Annotated in this window: 11 protein-coding genes; 2 read left to right on the top strand and 9 right to left on the bottom strand. The window is 58.6% G+C overall.

The genetic code is table 11. The features are described from left to right. Positions 1-176: 176 nt before the first annotated feature. Together ACO07N_RS28245 and ACO07N_RS28240 are read right to left on the bottom strand one after the other, a co-directional pair. Positions 177-6884: a choice-of-anchor I family protein gene (locus ACO07N_RS28245; RefSeq protein ID WP_421984189.1), complete on the bottom strand. Its 6708-nt coding sequence runs from the start codon at positions 6882-6884 to the stop codon at positions 177-179. A gap of 553 nt (positions 6885-7437) precedes the next feature. Continuing rightward, a complete protein-coding gene (locus ACO07N_RS28240; protein WP_421984188.1) occupies positions 7438-7749 on the bottom strand; it encodes a hypothetical protein in 312 nt (103 codons plus the stop codon). A gap of 494 nt (positions 7750-8243) precedes the next feature. On the opposite strand from ACO07N_RS28240, the gene ACO07N_RS28235 reads away from it, so the two are divergent. Together ACO07N_RS28235 and ade are read left to right on the top strand one after the other, a co-directional pair. Continuing rightward, positions 8244-8723, top strand: coding sequence for an RNA polymerase sigma factor (locus ACO07N_RS28235; RefSeq protein WP_421984187.1), 480 nt, complete (start codon positions 8244-8246; stop codon positions 8721-8723). 377 nt (positions 8724-9100) lie between these two features. Further along, positions 9101-10891, top strand: a complete 1791-nt coding sequence (gene ade, locus ACO07N_RS28230) for an adenine deaminase (RefSeq protein WP_421984186.1) — start codon at positions 9101-9103, stop codon at positions 10889-10891. Between the two features lie 131 nt (positions 10892-11022). On the opposite strand, the gene ACO07N_RS28225 is transcribed toward ade, so the two are convergent. The 7 genes from ACO07N_RS28225 to ACO07N_RS28195 all read right to left on the bottom strand — a co-directional run bounded on the left by ACO07N_RS28225 (position 11023) and on the right by ACO07N_RS28195 (position 17694). Continuing rightward, on the bottom strand, positions 11023-11961 hold the full coding sequence (locus ACO07N_RS28225) for a 3-keto-5-aminohexanoate cleavage protein (RefSeq protein ID WP_421984185.1): 939 nt from the start codon (positions 11959-11961) through the stop codon (positions 11023-11025). 2 nt (positions 11962-11963) lie between these two features. After that, positions 11964-12992, bottom strand: a complete 1029-nt coding sequence (locus ACO07N_RS28220; RefSeq protein ID WP_421984184.1) for a branched-chain amino acid ABC transporter permease — start codon at positions 12990-12992, stop codon at positions 11964-11966. Further along, the gene (locus tag ACO07N_RS28215) at positions 12992-13855 is read right to left on the bottom strand and encodes a branched-chain amino acid ABC transporter permease (protein ID WP_421984183.1); all 864 of its coding nucleotides are present in this window, start codon (positions 13853-13855) and stop codon (positions 12992-12994) included. The genes ACO07N_RS28220 and ACO07N_RS28215 overlap by 1 nt, the downstream gene beginning before the upstream one ends. Before the next feature lie 92 nt (positions 13856-13947). After that, positions 13948-14652 (bottom strand): ABC transporter ATP-binding protein, encoded by a 705-nt coding sequence (locus tag ACO07N_RS28210; RefSeq protein ID WP_421984182.1) that lies wholly within the window; start codon positions 14650-14652, stop codon positions 13948-13950. Further along, complete coding sequence (locus ACO07N_RS28205; RefSeq protein ID WP_421984181.1) at positions 14645-15373, bottom strand: ABC transporter ATP-binding protein; 729 nt, start codon at positions 15371-15373, stop codon at positions 14645-14647. The genes ACO07N_RS28210 and ACO07N_RS28205 overlap by 8 nt, the downstream gene beginning before the upstream one ends. Before the next feature lie 68 nt (positions 15374-15441). After that, positions 15442-16728, bottom strand: a complete 1287-nt coding sequence (locus tag ACO07N_RS28200) for an ABC transporter substrate-binding protein (RefSeq protein ID WP_421984180.1) — start codon at positions 16726-16728, stop codon at positions 15442-15444. 42 nt (positions 16729-16770) lie between these two features. Further along, on the bottom strand, positions 16771-17694 hold the full coding sequence (locus tag ACO07N_RS28195) for a 3-hydroxyacyl-CoA dehydrogenase family protein (protein ID WP_421984179.1): 924 nt from the start codon (positions 17692-17694) through the stop codon (positions 16771-16773). Between the last annotated feature and the right edge of the window lie 2 nt (positions 17695-17696).

Below are 17696 nucleotides of genomic sequence, written 5' to 3'. Positions count from 1 at the left end.
AGGTCCCCGGTGAATCACGATCGCCTTATTGGCGCTTTCATTAGGCCGGATCACCCTTTGCCCGTCAATCGATTGCAGATGACCGTTTTGCAACGTGGCAGGGGCGAAAAGAAAAGGGGAAGCGGATGGCCGCTTCCCCTCGTGTCGTTTTCCCAATGATCCCCTGGGTCTTGAGGTCAGCTCGAGAACAGATCGGTGCCCGACAGATCGAGTTGGGCCAACAGCGGATCATGATCGCTGGCGCGCGTATCCGTTTCGGCAAACTCGGTGTTCACGTGGACGAAGTCGAAAGACGCACCATCGGCGAGGTGATCACTGACGAGGATATGATCAAGTGCCTGGGAATTGCCCTGGAAGACGAAGCTGTAGATTTCGTCTTCATCGACCGTGTTGGTCAGATTGACAAGGCCGCCTCCGCTGTTTTCAAGGGTCTCCAGCGGGGAGATGAACTCGAACTCGTTCATGTCGCCAAGAACAACGATGTTCGCATTCGGGTCATCATCGGCGATCGCGTCGACAAATCCGGCGACGGCTGCCGCCTGCGCCTGACGTTCATCCAGGCTGCCATTCACGGTGACATCTTCCTGGCGCTCATCGAAAGGTTGCTCGGTGCCGAGGATCGGTGCTGAGCCTCCCTTGGACGACAGGTGGTTGTTGACGATGGTGACTTCGTCTCCACTGAAGTCGAACGTCGCCGCGAACGGAAGCCTTGCCCCATCAAAGGCACTGCCTTCACTCTGATCGCCGACCGGCACTACGGACCCTTCGACCAATTCAACACGATCGGTGTTGTAGAGGAACGCCGTGCGGATATTGCCACCGGGTTGCCCGCCGGACGCGTTGTCGGTGATGAAGGTGTTGTCGATGAATTCGTAATTCAGGCTGCCGTTGACGAGCCCATCATCGACCTTGTCGATTTCGTCGACCAGAAGCTGCAGGGTCTGGCTGGCCGACACGACACCGTCGTCGACGGAACCACTGTTGTCCTGTATCTCCTGAAGACCGATAATGTCCGGCGTTGCAAGGTTGTTGACGATCTGCTCCGCGATCTTCGTGAACCGGCCGTTGGCGACATCCGTGTCACCGTCGGCATCGTTCGGATCGAGGTTCAGAACGTTGTAGCTTGCAATCGTCAACAGGTCCTCGGAACCTGTGATTTCGGTTGTCTCTTCCTCAAGACCGGCCGAGACAATCTGATCCGTGAAATCGATGGTCGGCGCGATTTCAAAGTTTCCGAAGTTGTAGGTGACAACACCGGTCACGTCGCCCAGCAGGTCGCCGGCATTCACTTCAGGGAAATCGAAATCGAGAATGCCGCTGTCGAAGTCGATCTGCACTTTCTCCGGATTGAAATCGTCCGGGGAAATGTTGAGCGTGCCGCGCTGACTGATCCCAGTGGCATCATCTCCCTCATCGACAACACCGAAGATCTCGCCGAAGCGGTTGGTGCCGGCAACCGCCATGAAATCTTGCGCCGTGACCAGCATGCCTTCGAGGCTCTCGAAGAAGTCGATGCCATCGGTTTCCGGATCAAAACCGCCGTTTCCGGCGATCGTGCCGAAGGCATCGTCATCGATGACTTCACTCGGCGGCACGCGTCCGCCCTGACCAATGACCGTTGCAGCTATTGCAGCGCCTGTTCCCGTGACTGTAACAACCGGGCTGACCAACTGGGTCGTGGATAGGTTCCGTGTGCTCACACCGCCTGGTGTGAATTCAGCCACCGACGCTTCGACATCGACGGCATCGCCAACGGCCACCGTTGGGGCGCCGCCGGTGAAGACAAAGATGCCGTCCGAGGTCGCGATGTCGCCGTCACCATCCGGGTCCTGCATGTAGAAACCGTTGGAGTCGACCGCCGTAACCACGCCGGAGGTCATGACGGTCTGGCCTTCGAAGGCAGATGTATGACCAGCGCCCTGGATCTCGTAGATTGCGACTTCATCTCCACCGCCACCGCCGGTATCGTCGTCGTGACCCGGTGTTGGAGTGTTAACGGACGGATCGTTGAAGAAGTCGAGGAATTCCCAATCGGCTTCCGTATCCGTGTCGACGCCGTCCGTGATACGGCCCACACCCGCGGGGAAGAAAGAGCCATCCGGGCCGAGGACCGGTGCTCCAAAGAAGAAGCTGTCGGTTTCACCGCCGTCGCTGACACCGACCGTGTCGATGACAGCTTCCGACCCGGTCACGGTTGAACCCGTGATACTGGCGGTTTCGACAAGCGCAATCGTGTAGGAGCTGTTTTCAATGAAATTGCTCGGGATGCTGTCGTCGGCATTGACGCCGTACGTCGTTTCCGCGAGGTCGTTGGCGACAAGGTAATATCCGTTTTCTCCGATGACCGCGTCGTCACCGAAGTCGAAGCGGCTGTCAATGGTGCCGTTCGATGCCTGATCATCGCTTTCGACAACGATCAGGCTGAGGCCTGCGAGCGACTCGCCCGGGGTGCCGAACAGTTCGATATACTCGCTGTCGGTGCCCGTCGTGCTGCCAAGAACTTCATTGATTACAAGCGCTTGCTCGCCGTCATCTTCCGACAGCGTCAGATCGTAGACGATTGTCGTGCCGGAGATTTCGTAGGCGACGGCGATCTGGGCGTTGCCGGTCGTGCTTTCCTCGGCAGGGATGAAGGCGATCGTTTCAGGTCCATGGCGCGCAACCTCATCCGCACCGGCATTGTCGACATGGAGCGGCTGAATGTAGTCGACGAAGGACGCGTTGGCCGGATCATCGATGTTGTAGATCATGATGCCGCTGTCGCGCTCCAGCCCGATGAAGGCGTAAACGCTGCCATCGACAACGCCCGTGATGATGGCTTCAGGTTCGGGGCCCTTGGCGTCAGAGCGGTTCTCGCTGTCGTCGCCGTCGTCGGAATTGAAGCGCTCAGGCGCAATTTCTGCGATTTTCTCTTCGAACTCCGAGCCGCTGTCGAAGACAAGGTTGCCTTCGTCGTCGAAGATCGAGAAGGAGCGCGATGAGAAGGTGTGGAGGACGTCGATGTCTCCGTCGCCGTCCGTGTCGCCATCCAACGTGGAAACCTCAAGGCGTCCCAGGCCGAAGTCCTCGTTCGAGAGGTCCAACTGGCCGGAGTCGATCAGCTGCTGCTGTACCGTCGGATCGAGAAGGCCATCCTGTGCGAGGTCGAATACACGGGCCTCGTCAAAGTCACGGCTGTCGCCCTCATTCGCCGTCAGAACATATGTCTGGCCGCCGATCTCGGCCGTCGCGATCGCATCGGGCATGCGGAAGCCGACCAGGTTGTCGAATGTCCGGATGTCGATGTTGCCGTCGTCGAGGGGATCGAGGCTTACCTGGCTGTAGTCGGTGACGCCGAGGTCGAAGATGTCAACGATCATCTTGGAGGCAAGATCGATCTTGGCGATCGCATTGTTTTCCTGCAGCGAGACAAAGGCAGTCGTTCCATCCGGGCTGACCGCGATGTATTCCGGCTCGACGTCTTTTGCGAAGTCGACACCTTCCTGGATGCGAAGGCCTGCCGCGCGTGCCGCATCTTCGAAGCCGTTGAAGGCGGTAAAATCGAGGATGTGTGCGCTGAAGTCGCTGACGTCGATGAGGGCGACAGTACCCAGCGGGTTCGACGCAACACCGTCGTCAATGCTGTCTTCGTTGAACTGCCCTTCACCCGCGACGAGCAGCATTGTGCCGTCGTTGTTGAATGTCAGCATGTCGGGCAGGTTGCCGACGTCAACCGTTGTGACCAGCGCAAGTGTTTCGGCGTCGAACAGAGCAACAAAGCCCGGCTGTTCGACAAGCTTGGTTACGCCGAAATTCGTAACTTCGACCGGCGCACGGGAGATGGCCACTGCGACAAGACCGTTCTTGACCGCGACGGATTGCACGCCGTCATAGCCGTCGAGGCCGTCAAGCGGGATCATGTCCGTCAGGGTGTTACCGGCAATGTCGAAAATGTCGATCCGGTCGTTGGCGCCGTTGGTGACGTAGAGCAGGCCGTCTTCGTGTGCGACCACTTCGGACGCGCCTTCCGGGTCGTCCGGATCGCCACTGTCGCCTTCAAACTCGGCGACGATTGCGAATGCCTTCTCGTCGTCAAACACAATCCCTTCGAAGACTGTGTCTTCGCGGAATGTGAGGTTCTGGATGCGTTCGTCGTCCTTCGGGCCTGTGTCGGCTTCGTCGTAGGCCGTGCCGCCATTGTCCGGGTTGAAGTTGTCATCCAGATATTCGGCAAGAGCATCCTGCTCCGATCCGTCGGTGGCAAAGGTGGCATCGCCGGTGAAGGCGTTGTCGTTGTTGCCGTCCGCATCGAGGTCGATGAGGTCCACCCGGTTCGGATTGGACAGGGTGGACAGGATTTCGTCGCCGGCATTGGCGAGGAAGTTCAGCGTCACCATCCGGAAGCTTTCCGTCGGATCGCCGACAATCTCACCATCACGGACAATAGCGGAAATCAGGTTGCCGTCGGCATCGAAGATACCTGCGTTGATCACACGCTCGCCAGCCGTGTCGATGTTGCCGTCGACATCGTAGGTCTGCGCGGTTCCGGTTTCGTCGAAGGAGAACTTCAGACCGGAGATCTGCGGGAAGCCGCCGGAGACGCCATCGGGCAGGGCACTGACCGCGCCTTCCAGGAAGGCCTTGATCTCGGTCTTGCTGATGTCGAGCAGCGTCAGGCCGTTGTTGAAGGCGAGGGTGGTGGCGATGTCGTTCTGGCTGATGCCGCCTTCCGGTTTGACCACGTTGCCGTCTTCGTCGAGGATTTCCTCGTTCGGGACACGCACGGCCTCCGTTCCGCCGGCCGGTACGACGATCTGGCCGATATTGGCGCGGATGCCGCCGCCGTTCTTGATGGAGATGACAACTTCGTCGCCAAGACCTTCGGCCGCAATGATCTCATTGGCATAGGCCAGGTTGGCATCTGCGGTCAGGTTGCCGAGATTGGTCTCCTGGGTGCGCACGCCGTCCGGATCGTCTGGAGCGAAGGTGCCCGAGCGATTACCGTTCAGGAACACGTCCGACACGCCGAAGACGTTGGATTCGGTCGCCACGATCTGGGCCTGAATGGCATCCGTGATCGCGTCGATTTCCGGATCGATCAGGCCTTCCGCGTTGAGGTCCGCAACGCCCTGGTCGTCGGTGGCATAGGCGCCGGATACGTCCGCGTCGTAACTGTCGGCGATGATGTTGCCGTCTTCGTCGAAATCGACAACCAGGCGGCCGACATATTTATAGTTGCCGTCCGTGTTGACGACGGCCGTGGTCGTACCGCCCGCGTTGGTGATGAACTGCGGGTATTCGCCCTGGTTGCTGTCGCCGTCGCGAATGCGGTCATTTTCGTCGAAGAGGCGCGTGTTGGAGCCGCCGGCGACGATGATGTCGACATTCTCAAGCCGTGTTGCCAGATCCTGTTCGATGCTGATCTGCTGCATGTGGCTCAAGAGGATTACCTTGTTGAGCTCCGGATTGTCGCTCAGAAGCTGGTCGACCTCGGCCTGGATGATGGCCGCAAGGGCGTCGAGTTCCGTGTCCGTCGGCGAACCACTGGCCCAGGCAGGGGCAATGCCCAGATCGTCTCCGGGGCTGGAGATCGAGCGGATTGTCGGAACGGTTGCGCCAATGATGGCGATCTGCTCACCGTTCACATCGGAGATGGACGAGGAAGTGACAACGTTCTGGAGCGTGGCCGTGTCCTGTCCGCCGGCAGCCTCAAGCGGTGCAAGGTTGGGATCGGTGGAGAAGTCGAGGTTAGCCGAGAGGTAAGGGAAGAGCGCGCCTTCAAAATCGGCGCCTTCCAGATCTGTACCGATGAATGCATCGTTGGTGAAGCCGCCCGCCGCGTCGCCGCTGATCAGGCCGGCGAGCAGTCCGGTGCCGAGATCGAATTCGTGATTGCCAAGCGCAATCGCCTGGACGCCCAGTTCGTTCTGGATCTGGATGTCGGCAATGCCCTGGGACCCGAAGACCGCTTCGGAGGCATCGAAGAAGAGGCCCGGGATGATGGCATCGCCGGAGCTGAGGGTCAGGGTGTTGTCGGCAACGCCGTCATCGCCGAGATCTTCCGCACGCAGGGCGTTCAGAACGCCGGACAGATTGTCGATGTTGTCGATCGTCGCCGCGTTGGCCTCCTGATCGGCAAAATGCAAAAGCTCGAGCGTGAACACCTCGGGTACCGTTACGACAGCGCTGATCGTCTGGTCCTTGAATTCAAGATATTCGAAGTTTACGAATTTGTCCGTGCCATCCTTGTTGTTGCGCAGGTCCCGCACGATGCCAGCTTCGAGGTCAATGTCGTAGTTCTCAAGATTTCCGGAGAAGACAAGCGTGTCGACACCGTCGCCGCCATCTGACGTATCGTCTCCTTTGCCGCCTTTTACGCGGTCGTCGCCATCGCCACCAAATTGTTTGTCGTTACCTCTTCCACCAAAGATTTTGTCGTCGCCTCCAAAGCCGTTGAGTAGGTCGTCGCCCCCTTTGCCTCTGATGACGTTGTCTTGCTTGTCACCTACAATCAGATCCTTGAAATCGGTGCCGATGATTTTGGCGATCCCGTCAAGATCGTCGTGGTCCACGGTGTTGTTGGCAATTCCTTGCGTGAGCGGAATCCATCCGAGTGCTTTGTTGGAAAGATCCGTGCCCCAACCGCGATCGAGGCGAACATACACGCCCTCGCTCGCGCTGGAATAATTGGCGGTTTTGTTGGCAATGGTTAGCGGAGAAGAACTGGATAGCAGCGCGTCATGCAGGAAATTCACCGATTGTGCGCTTTTGGTAAGCGCATAGTCCTCCAGATTGGCCTGCAGGTTTTCGATGGCCTTTTCAAGCGCCTGGTCGTTCTTGTTAAGATCCTCGTTCTGGTCTTCGTCGCCAATCAGCGTTCCGTCAGGACCATAATGATAACCCATTGCTTTGCCTCACCCTTTATCAAAGTCACTAATTTACGGAGAACCAAGTTTGCGCAATTCAGCGGGGAGTTATCTCGCGATTAGAAAAACTAACTGGATAGCTGGCTAATTTACTCAAACGGGCCTCGAAAATACCTAGAGGCGCGTGGTAACAGCCGATTTTAACATGTTTATGAATGGTTAATGACAGCAGAAAATGGAGTTAATTTTTTAGTTAGCTAGATAAATTCTTTATGACTGAAGTATCAATATGCTGACTTTATTTGTCGACCTCCTTCTTTGGGTAAATTTAACTTAGTGTCTAGCGTTACGGCACGTTGCTGCGGTGCGCAGCTGCAGTCGGCAAGCCAACAGACCCATATCAGTCCACGCATCTTGACGTACGAGCCCGGCAGTGCGGATCCCGTTGCGAAGATGGCGCACTGATTTGCAAAACAGAAAGGCCACGCGCGATGCGTGGCCCTTTTCTGTCGACAGGTTCCCGGTTCCGGGACCGTCACTCGTTGTTCGCTGATCTCAGCTGATGCGGACAGTCAGGCCGCTTGCAATCGGATCAGCGCAGCGCGCGAGCGTTGTCGGCTTGCAGGCGACGGACGGAGACCGGCTGATTGCCGTTCAGATCGCCGTAAGCCTGGTCGGCGTAGTCGGCGAAAATGCGGGCGTCAGGCTGCTTGGCGCGGTTCGTGGAGCGGCTGAGCTGGCTGTTGTTGATGTTCTGCTGGTTGCTTGTGAAGAACACCGGCTCGGAACCGTTTGAGTCGCCATAAAGACCGCCGAAGTCGATTGCGCTTGCCGTGCCGACAAATGCGCCGGAAACAAAGACTGCCGCGATGACGGACGAAATGATTTTCTTGCTGGTACGCATGGGAATGTTCCTTTCGTATGTTGTGTCCAGTGGAGGTGCCGGTGTTTGCCCCGTGTCTGCACCTCGGTTACAGCATATGAACGTTCAGGGTGCGTATAGGTTCCAAGAAAATTAGAAAAAATCATACGCTTTATAATATACATGGAAAATAAGAGATATTTTTAGAGGAGGAATTTATAATTTTCTGGATTGTTTAGTGATATTCATCACATATAAACTTAAGCGTTACTTCTTGATATTTTTGTCCGGTGTCTTTCGATTGGCCGATTTGCGGCGCTCAAGGCAACCATGGCCGGAAATTCCGGTTTCGTTTCCACGTGTTAGAGATCTTGGTTTTTTCGGGATCACTACAAGTCAATATTGCGTGTCTGCGTGTGTCCGGTGGAATTGGCGCACGGACTATCAACTCGCCATGAACTTCCTTTGAAGCATCTAAAACAAGATCCCGCTCAACATTAGATGCAGGTCATCGAAACAGCCGCAGGGAGGGCCAGATGACCCGATTTGAAGACAGCTTTGCAACAGACCTGCAATCCGAAATTCCGCACTTGTGGCGTTTTGCCAGATCCATCTCCACTTCGTCCGAAGCGGCCGATGACCTGATGCAGACAGCCCTGGAACGTGCCTTGCGCAACCGGCGCCAATATGTGCGCGGTACGAAACTCAGGAGCTGGCTTTTCGCCATCGCCCGGAATGCGCAACTGGATGAGTTCCGCAAGGTCGAACGCCGGGGCCATCATGTTCCGATCGAGGAATGGTATGAGCAGGCCACCGCAGCGCCGGCGCAGGAAAAACATGTCGAGCTTGGCGATGTCGCCAAGAGCCTTGAAAACCTGCGGCCGGAAGAACGAGACGTCCTGGAGCTCTGCGTGTTTTCGGGCTTGTCGCATGACCAGATCGCCAGCCAGATGGGTGTTGCCATCGGCACCGTGAAGAGCCGGCTGTCACGGGCGCGCCAGGCGCTTGCCGCGTAGAGCCAGGTTTGCATGTGCAGAGCCGGTTGATCCGGGCTGCGAGTCTGCCGGCCCGATCAACTGTAAACGAAGCATCTTTGGAATATTGTCTCAAGTTCAACGGCATGAGGCCGGGAATGCATCTCGCCTGCCGTGCGTGGAAAGCAATGCTGTTGTTGATGTGACCTTGACCGCGGCTGACTTTCAGGATGTTCGTGTACTATCGCCGTGACTCTTCAATCAGTCCGGTGTTATCCAGTCTATTTGCACTTTTTACTTGTGACGGGCACTTGTCTGACCGGGATCATCTGATACGGTTTCGTCAATATGCGGCTCTCCGGTGCTTTCGATACATCGCTAGTCACCAGTGTCGCCCAATGCCAACGGATGGATCCGATATGCCTGTCGCAACCTGGGCACAATGCGCTCCGAAACTCATTGATGTCGCCATGGGACGCTCCGCAGCAGACACGGTGATCAGGAACGGGAAATGGGTCAATGTGTATTCCGGTGAGATCATTCCGGCTACTGACATTGCCATTGTTGCAGGGCGCATCGCTTTTGTCGGCCCCAACGCCGCACACGCCATCGGTGATACGACCGATGTGATCGATGCCAACGGTCGCTACATGGTGCCTGGCCTGTGCGATGGCCACATGCATGTTGAGAGCGGTATGGTAACCGTGACGGAGTTTGCTCGCGCCGTCATTCCCCATGGCACGACCTCGATGTTCATCGATCCACACGAGATTGCGAATGTGCTGGGACTTGAGGGCGTAAGGTTGATGCACGACGAGGCAGCAAGTCTGCCCATCCATGTTCAGGTGCAGGTGCCCTCCTGCGTGCCTTCGGCACCAGGTCTGGAAAACGCTGGCGCAGAATTCACCGTTGAGGACGTCGTAGAGGCTCTCACGTGGTCCAACACTTGCGGTCTGGGTGAAATGATGAATTTTCCGGGCGTCGCCATGAACGACCCGAAAATGCTTGGCGAGATCGCTGCAACCCAAAATGCAGGCAAGACCGTCGGCGGTCACTTCGCGTCGCCGGAACTGGGTCTCATGTTCCACGGCTATGTGGCGGGCGGACCTGCAGACGATCATGAAGGCACCCGAAAGGAAGACGCAATTGCCCGCGTGCGCCAAGGCATGCGTTCCATGCTCCGTCTGGGGTCCGCATGGTTTGATGTTGCCGCACAGATAAAGGCGGTCACGGAAGACGGACTGGACCCCCGCAACTTCATCTTGTGTACTGATGACAGCCATTCGGGCACGCTGGTGCAGGACGGCCACATGAACCGGGTTGTACGCCACGCCATTGCCCAGGGCCTCAAACCCATCACTGCAATTCAGATGGCGACGCTAAACACTGCACAAAACTTCAACATGGAGCGCGAAATCGGTTCGATCGCACCAGGCCGACGTGCAGACATTTTCCTCACATCCGATCTGGTCGAGTTGCCCGTCGAATGGGTCATGGCAGCAGGCGACGTCCTTGCGGAAAACGGCGCGCTGATTGCCGATATTGAAAAAGCGAGCTATCCGGATTTTGCAAAAAATACCGTCAAGCTCGGTAAACAGCTCAGTGCAGCGGATTTTGACATTCATGCCCCTGACGGTCACAAAGAGGTGCGTGTACGCACTTTGGGGGTGATCGAAAATCAGGCGCCCACCAAGGCGCTCGAAAGCGTGCTTGCCGTAAAGGACGGGCTTGTACAGATGGATGCGCGAAACGATGTTTGCCAAATTGCCCTGGTTGAGCGCCATCGGGGCACTGGCGCGGTGATCAATGGTTATGTCTCCGGATTTGGCTACGACAAGCCGTGTGCCGTTGCATCAACTGTCGCCCATGACAGCCATCACATGATCACCATCGGAACATCGAAATCTGACATGGCACTCGCCTCAAACCATCTGGGAAAAATTGGCGGTGGCATCACCGTTTTTTTGCAGGGGCGCGAACTGGCGACGGTCGAACTATCCATCGCCGGACTAATGTCAGAGGAACGCGCTGAAATCGTTGCAGAAAAAGCTGCCAAGATGGTTTTGGCCATGGCCGAATGCGGCTGCAAACTCAACAATGCCTATATGCAGCACTCACTCCTGGCTTTGGTGGTGATCCCGGAAATTCGTATCTCGGACCTTGGGATCATTGATGTGACCAAGTTCGAAAAGGTCGATTTGTTCGTCTGAGGCATTCCGCGGACGAAGGCCTTCAATTTGCCAACGGGTCAGCTTACGCGGTTTGTCCAAAGGCATTTCGTTTCACCTTTTTGACAACCAAGGCGCTGCCGGCAGTCGCGTTGGATGGAAGCCGCTTGATCTCAGAACGCGACGCGGTCTCCGCCCTTGAGGTCCAGCATTTCGCGTGCCTCGTCCGGGGTTGCCACCTCGCAGCCAAGGTCTTCGACAATGCGCCGGATCTTGGTGACCTGTTCCGCGTTGGATTTGGCGAGCTGGCCACGTGCGATCATGAGACTGTCTTCCAGCCCGACGCGCAGGTTGCCGCCCATCTGACTGGCAGTCGTGGCGAAGGGCATCTGGGCACCGCCCGCCCCGAGGACAGACCATTGATAGTCGTCGCCGAACAGGCGGTCCGCGGTTCTCTTCATGAAGACAAGATTGTCGATATCCGGTCCGATGCCGCCCAGGATGCCGAAGATGAACTGAATGAAGACGGGTGCCTTGAAGAGGCCCGCATCCATGCAGAATTTCAGATTGTAGAGGTGCCCGACGTCGTAGCATTCGTGCTCGAACTTGACGCCGTGCGATCCGCCGAGTTCGTTTGCGACGTAGCGGATGTCGGCAAATGTGTTCCTGAAAATGTAGCCTTCGGAGTTGCGGATGTAGTCTTCTTCCCAGTCGTACTTGAAGTCCTTGATCCGGTCGGCGATCGGATGGAACGAGAAGTTCATCGATCCCATGTTGAGCGAGCACATTTCCGGAGACGCCCACTTGGCCGGGGCGATCCGCTCTTCCATGGTGTTCACCAGGCTGCCGCCGGTCGAGACATTCACAACAGCATCTGTCGCCTGCTTGATCACCGGCAGAAAAGCCTTGAAGTGATCAGGCGCAATCGAGACGGAGCCGTTTTCCGGATTGCGCGCGTGCAGGTGAAGGATGGACGCTCCTGCCTTGGCGGCTTCGATGGCCTGATCGGCGATGTCCCCGGCGGTGAAGGGAAGCGCGTCCGACATGGTCGGGGTGTGGATGGCACCCGTCACGGCGCAGGTAATGATTGTCTTTTTGCGTTTGCGAGCCATCTCTACGTCCTGTCTTTCTGATTGTCGTCCACGACCCGCCGCGACAGCGGGAAAAGTTCCAGACCGGTCCTGTCCCTGACGAAGCCCCAGATCCCCCTTGGTGCCTTCAACATCACCACGATGGCGACAAGCCCCAGCAGCAGCAGGTAGGTCGTGCCGAGGTCGGCAAGGGTTTCGCGCAGCAGGAAGAAAACGATGACACCGATGATCGGTCCTTCGAGCGTGCCGATGCCGCCAATGACGACGATGAAAATCACGAAGGCAGTCCAGTCGTTCACGCTGAAGGCGGCGTCAGGCGAAATCCGGAGTTTCTGAAGGAAGATCAGGGCGCCTGTCGAAGCGGTAAGGCCCGCGGTCACCACATAGACGATGAACTTGTGCCGCCAGATATCGATGCCGAAGCTGTTGGAGGCGACCTCGCTGTCCCTGATGGCAGTTAGCGCAAGACCGTTTCGCGACCTGAGGAGAAGGTAGATCACGGCGAGGACGAGAACGGCCATGCCAAGGGCGAGCCAGTAGGTCGTCGCTTCGCGCATGGACCGGCTGGAGGCCATGGACCGCACGATCGCGACCGGGAGGCTGGTGCCGGACCCGCCACCGAGAGCGGAAATCTGCGCGAAGCTGAGCCGGAACACTTCCGCGATCACCCAGGTGCCGATGGCAAAATAGGCCCCGCGCAGCCGGAAGATCAGGAAGGCGACGGGGACGGCGACCAGCGCGCCGAGGAGCCCGGCGATCGGGATTGCCGCCAGCGGTGACAGACCTGCAAAGATCGCCAGCGCAAACAGCATGTAGCCTCCGAAGCCGACAAAAGCCTGCTGGCCCACCGAGACAAGGCCGGCATAGCCGGCAAGCAGGTTCCAGAGGCAGGCGAGGGAGAGGTAGAGAAAGATCTCGCTCAGGAGCCGCATGTCGGCTCGGCCCGCCCACCAGGGTGCGGCGACCAGGGCGGCGAGGACCAGGAGGCCGATAAGCGCAGCGGCGCGGCTCGCGGGCGACGTTCTTGATATGGTGTAGGTTGCCGATGTCATCAGTCTATCCGTGGGAACAGGCCGCGCGGTCTCACCGCGAGAACGATCAGGAAGGCAATGTGACCGGCCAGCAGCTGCCAGCCGGGATTGATCTGCGCGCCGATATTCTGGCTAACGCCGAGAATGATGCCGCCGATCAGTGTGCCCCAGAGATTGCCCAGTCCGCCGATGATGACGGCCTCGAAGCCGAAGATGAGCCGGCCCGGTCCGATCGACGGATCGAAACTGGTGCGAATACCGAGAAAAACGCCTGCGATACCGACGACGGCGAGGGACAGTGCCATGGCGAGGCCGAACACATGGGCCTTGTTGAGCCCCATCAGCTGGGCAATGTCCTGCTTGTCCGAGACCGCCCGGAAGGCGCGGCCCAGGGCTGAGCGGTAGAAGATCCACTGCAGGGCCGCAATAACGGCGACCGCAACAAGGAACATGAGCAACGGCAGCACGCCGATATTGAGATCGCCCGGAAGGGCAAGGCTGGCGGTTTCGATCGCGCCGGCGTTCATTTTCTGCGGATCGGCGCTGTAGATCTCAAGAAGCCCGTTCTGGATGATCACGGATAGGCCGAACGTGACCAGCAGCGGGGGTAGGATATCATCGCCGAGGGTCTGATTGAGGACACCGCGCTGGAGCACGTAGCCAAGAAGGGCCATGAGCGGCACGACAATGACGAGGGCGAGCAAAGGGCTGACTCCAAGCGAGGTCGTGGTTGTGAGGGCAAGGAAGGCCGCTAAGACGATGAAGTCGCCATGCGCAATGTTGACCAGGCGCATGACGCCGAAAATCAGTGACAGGCCGGCGGCGAACAGCGCGTATAGACCGCCCAGCAGCACACCCTGCAAGATGGCGTTTATCCATTCCATCCAAGTGCCTTTCCGCGGTTGTTGAAACCGTCCGTTCCGATCTTTGGGAGTGCGCGCTTCCGGCGCGGTTGTCTGGTGCGGCCATTCATTTTCTACACCCCGAAATAGGCAGCGCTGATCTGTTCGCGGGTCAGTTCGTCGGAACGCCCCTCAAGCGAGATCCTGCCTTCCTGCATGCAATAGACCCGGCCCGCGACACTCAGCGCCTTGGCAATGTCCTGTTCGACGATGACAGCGCTCATGCCCTGACCGATGATGCCGGGCAGGGCGTCGTAGATCGACTTGATGATGATCGGTGCGAGGCCCAGGCTGATCTCGTCGAACAGAATGAGTTCCGGGTTGGACATGAGAGCACGCCCAATGGCCACCATCTGTTGCTGACCGCCGGACAGCGCCGTCGCCTGGACAAGACGTCTTTCTTTCAGGACCGGGAAAAGCGCATAGACCTTTTCCAGGTCCCACGCGCCTTTGCGGCCCATCTGTCCCCCTATGATCAGGTTTTCCTCCACGGAGAGAGACTGAAACAGCTGCCTTCCCTCCGGCACCATGGCGATGCCCGTCCTGGCCACCTGATCAGCGCGCATCGCCCCGATCCGGGCGCCGTTGAACGTGACCATGTCCGGCTGATTGGTCAAAAGGCCGGTGATGGAGCGCATCAGCGTCGTCTTGCCGGCGCCGTTTGCGCCAATGATCGCGACGACCTCGCCGGGCTCAACATGGATGTCGACGTCGAACAAGGCCTGGAAATCACCGTAATGGGCCGTGAGCGCCTGCGTGGCGAGTAGGGCGTCAGGCATCGGCGTCCACTCCCATGTAGATTTCCTGGACTTCCCGGCTTGCCATCGTTTCCTTCGGGTTGCCCTCGGCGATTTTCCGGCCGAAATCGATCACGATCAGCCGGTCCACCACAGACAGGAGGGCGTGAACGATATGCTCGATCCAGATGATGGAAATGCCGGTCGCCCGGATCGTGTTGATGGTTTCGACCAGCGAATGACATTCGTTCTCGGTCAGGCCGCCGGCGATCTCGTCCAGCAGCAACAGCTTCGGTTGAGCGCAAAGCGCACGGGCCAGTTCCAGTCTCTTGCGTCCGAGCAGCGTAAGCGAACCAGAGACATCGTTGGCCTTGTCGATCAGACCCGTGAGCTGCAGCATCTCCAGACAGTGCCGATCAGCCTTTTGTGCCGGCAGTTTGGCGCCGTGCGTTGCCGCGACCAGCACGTTTTCGAAGACCGTCATGCCCGAAAACGGCTGCGGGATCTGGAACGAACGGGCAATGCCCTGCCTGCATCTGCGCGCGGCCGAGTGGCGCGTGATGTCCTCACCGCCGAAGAAAATCTGTCCGCTGTCGGCCCGGACCGTCCCCGTGATCAGGTTGAACATGGAGGTCTTGCCGGCACCATTCGGCCCTATGACGCCAAGGGCTTCGCCCGCGTCGAGCCGATAGGACAGATGATCGGCGACGGTGATCGCGCCATAGGACTTGGACAGGTCCTTGAGTTCGAGAACTGGGGCCATCGGCACCTCTTCCGGGGTGAGAAAGTCCGGGGGGCGCACGGCGGGTCAAGCCGTGCGCCGTCGGGGCATTACGCCAGCAGTTTCAGCTTGCCGGTTGTGGGGATCTCCGGCGCACTGTGATTGGACGTAATGACCAGTTCCATGCCACTGGCACCCTTCTGCCACTGGCCGGCGACGAGCGGTGTCTTGGAGACGTTCTTCACGGGGCCGAAGCTCCAGTTGACGTGTCCGACCACCGTCGGCAGATCCGTTGCCTGAATGGCTTCCAGGATCGCGTTCGGGTCTTCAAGGTCGGCGGTGCGCCGGATGACATCGGTCGTTACTTCGAAGAGCGCATGCTTGAAGCCGATCGGCTGGGTCCAGGGGCGTCCGGAAGCGGCGACATAGCCGTCCGCCAGCTGTTTCGCGCTCTCACCCGTCAGCGATGAAGAGAACGGATGTTCAGGGGTCCACCAGATTTCCGAAGTCAGTCCGTCGCCGCGATCACCGAGAGATTCAATGACCGACGGGAACAGGAGCGCCTTGCCTATGGTGACCACCTTGGGCTGAAAGCCCTGCTGCGCCGACTGGGACCAGAACGTCGCGAAGTCGGGCGGGATCATGTTGCCGGTGACAATCTCGCATCCGGCCTCCTTGAAGGCCGAGATCTGCGTTGAAAAATCGTCGGTCAACGGCTGGTAGCGGCCCGGATCGGTCAGTTCGAAACCGCTCCCGACAAGAGCCGGCGGGAAACCGACCTTGTCGTCGCCCCAGGCATTTCCGTCCGCGTCGTTGGGGAACAGTCCGCCCACCTTCCGCTCGACACCGGCTTCCTCCCACAACGCCAGAAACGCCTTGATGACGTCTTCCAGGCCCCAGAAGAAGTGATAGGTGTAGTCAAAGCCCTGGGCCGGATCGCTGTTGCGGCCGAAGAAATAGGGCTGCCACGGGCAATCGGTGGTGATGCAGGGGACTTCGTTGAGTTCCGCCTGATCGGAAATCGGGTTCGTGGTGTCGGGGGTCGAGGCGCCGACGAGAATGTCGACCTCGTCGCTCAGGATCAGTTCCGATGCGACTTCGGCCGCCCGGTTCGGATTGGACTGGCTGTCCTTGGAGATGATTTCGACCTTGTAGGACTTGTTGTTGTTCTCAACACCGCCGGCGAGCGCCTTCTGAATGCCGGCAAGAACATAGTCATCCGCTTCGGCGAACCCGGCGAGGGGACCGGTGCGAGGGCTGACATGACCGATCCTGATGACCGGGTCGGCTGCATATGCCCTCGTCCTGGTCAGGATTGCGGGTGCCGCCAGTCCTGCCGTTGCACCGGCAATGAAGCCGCGGCGTGTGATACCGAATTTCTTTCCAATGAGCGTCATCGTCTATCCTCCCAGATGCGCTTTACATGGCCGCAGGCCGTGTCACCCCAAGATGGTGTCCAGCTTGCGCAAGTGCGTTGAGACACGCTGGCGGAGCTGGTCCGCTTCCTCCGGCGTCCAACTCCGAAAACCTTCACCGGACTTCATTCCGAGCTTTCCTGCCTCCACAAGATCGCGCAGATAAGGAGAAGGTGCCGGCCGATTGTCGAGATCGGCCAAAACGTTTTCATGGATGTCGAGTGTCAGGTCGGTGCCGACCAGATCCGCGTTCGCCAGCGGACCCAGCACGGACAGGCGCCTGCCGAAACTCGTGTTGACCACGGTGTCGACGTCGGCGGCGGTGCAAACACCCTTTTCAACGAGGTTGATCGCCTCGCGCCACATGGCGTGCTGCAGCCGGTTGCCGATGAAACCGGCGACATCCTTTTCGACGCGCACCGGTGTCTTGCCGACTGAGGCCAGCAGGTCCATCGTCGAAGTCAAAGCGTCATCGGAAGTCCATTCGGTCCGGATAACCTCGACCAGCGGGATCATGTGGGGCGGGTTCCACCAGTGGGTACCAAGCGCCCGTGACCGCTCGGCGAGATCCGACATGATCGTCGTGATCGGGATCACCGATGTGTTGGACGCAAAGATGCAACCTGCCGGCGCGTGGCGTTCGGCGTCAGCAAAAAGAGCGCGTTTCAGCTCCGGTTTTTCAGGTGCGGCTTCAAAGACGAAATCGGCATCAAGGACGCTGCCGGCCAGATCCGGGACGGGTGCGATGCGGGCCAGCGATGCTTCGGTTTCGCCGTCGTTGGCTCCGAGCGCGGCAAGGCTCGCGCGTACCCGTTCGTGCAAGGTGTCCAGACTGGCAGGGAAGGCGTCGTAGACCCGCACCTGGTGGCCCGCACGCGCGAAGGTGAGCGCGATGCCGTGACCCATCAGACCGGCCCCAAGGACAGCGATGTTTCTGCTTTCGCCCATCA

The organism is Roseibium sp., from assembly GCF_965229775.1.
GTDB lineage: Bacteria > Pseudomonadota > Alphaproteobacteria > Rhizobiales > Stappiaceae > Roseibium.
This window is presented reverse-complemented; position numbering and strand designations above follow the sequence as displayed.

Bases quoted from the DNA above. Each gene is read 5' to 3' on its own strand.
- ACO07N_RS28205 (WP_421984181.1), bottom strand. From the start codon at position 15,373: ATGGCCCCAGTTCTCGAACTCAAGGACCTGTCCAAGTCCTATGGCGCG.
- ACO07N_RS28240 (WP_421984188.1), bottom strand. From the start codon at position 7,749: ATGCGTACCAGCAAGAAAATCATTTCGTCCGTCATCGCGGCAGTCTTT.
- ACO07N_RS28210 (WP_421984182.1), bottom strand. From the start codon at position 14,652: ATGCCTGACGCCCTACTCGCCACGCAGGCGCTCACGGCCCATTACGGT.
- ACO07N_RS28220 (WP_421984184.1), bottom strand. From the start codon at position 12,992: ATGACATCGGCAACCTACACCATATCAAGAACGTCGCCCGCGAGCCGC.
- ACO07N_RS28215 (WP_421984183.1), bottom strand. From the start codon at position 13,855: ATGGAATGGATAAACGCCATCTTGCAGGGTGTGCTGCTGGGCGGTCTA.
- ACO07N_RS28245 (WP_421984189.1), bottom strand. From the start codon at position 6,884: ATGGGTTATCATTATGGTCCTGACGGAACGCTGATTGGCGACGAAGAC.
- ACO07N_RS28200 (WP_421984180.1), bottom strand. From the start codon at position 16,728: ATGACGCTCATTGGAAAGAAATTCGGTATCACACGCCGCGGCTTCATT.
- ACO07N_RS28235 (WP_421984187.1), top strand. From the start codon at position 8,244: ATGACCCGATTTGAAGACAGCTTTGCAACAGACCTGCAATCCGAAATT.
- ACO07N_RS28195 (WP_421984179.1), bottom strand. From the start codon at position 17,694: ATGGGCGAAAGCAGAAACATCGCTGTCCTTGGGGCCGGTCTGATGGGT.
- ACO07N_RS28225 (WP_421984185.1), bottom strand. From the start codon at position 11,961: ATGGCTCGCAAACGCAAAAAGACAATCATTACCTGCGCCGTGACGGGT.
- ade (WP_421984186.1), top strand. From the start codon at position 9,101: ATGCCTGTCGCAACCTGGGCACAATGCGCTCCGAAACTCATTGATGTC.